The organism is Scandinavium sp. M-37 (genome assembly GCF_043558715.1).
Classification (GTDB): domain Bacteria; phylum Pseudomonadota; class Gammaproteobacteria; order Enterobacterales; family Enterobacteriaceae; genus Scandinavium; species Scandinavium vulneris_A.
In genome coordinates this window covers 1-531 of the sequence record NZ_JBIGIN010000104.1, presented here as the reverse complement: position 1 = coordinate 531, position 531 = coordinate 1, and the positions used below count along the sequence as shown (strand labels likewise).

General features: G+C 58.8%; 1 protein-coding gene and 1 pseudogene. Both read right to left on the bottom strand.

All coding sequences use genetic code 11. From position 1 onward, the window contains the following. Positions 1-348: pseudogene (locus ACG0Z5_RS23885) on the bottom strand (colanic acid biosynthesis pyruvyl transferase WcaK); the annotation flags it as partial. Positions 349-444: 96 nt separating this feature from the next. After that, a partial coding sequence (locus ACG0Z5_RS23880; protein ID WP_394451666.1) for a hypothetical protein occupies positions 445-531 on the bottom strand: 87 nt, incomplete at its 5' end.

Below are 531 nucleotides of genomic sequence, written 5' to 3'. Positions count from 1 at the left end.
GCTGAGCAGACGAACGAAATCGGTAAACCCCTGCGCGATGGCGATATTGCGCAGCTTGCCGCTGTCGGTAACGCGGGAGAGCAGCACCTGATGCTGATAGCGACGACGCAGGACTTTTTTCACGCGCCCCACCACGCCCGCCGCGCTGTTGTGCTGTTTCATCTGGGTATACAGCGGATCGCCCATTACCGGACGATTCAACAGCCAGGAAGAACTCACCGGATAGCGGCTCATCACGTCCACTTCCGCCTCCGGGTTCAGGATGGCAATGGCATCAAGCAGGCCGCGCAAAATGGCGCTGTCACCACGGTTGCCGCAGGTGTGGTTGCCAAGGATCAGTAATTTCATGTGTGACCTCTTATAGGGGTTCTTAATCGACCGGATGGGGCCTGTTGCCCTCACCCCGGCCCTCTCCCACCGGGAGAGGGAGAAAACAATGGGCACTCAGCCCGCACGCAAAAGCACTTTCATTTTTTCACTACGGCACAGCTGGCGTTTCATCTCCACCACCAGCGGGTGGCGCGACAGCAC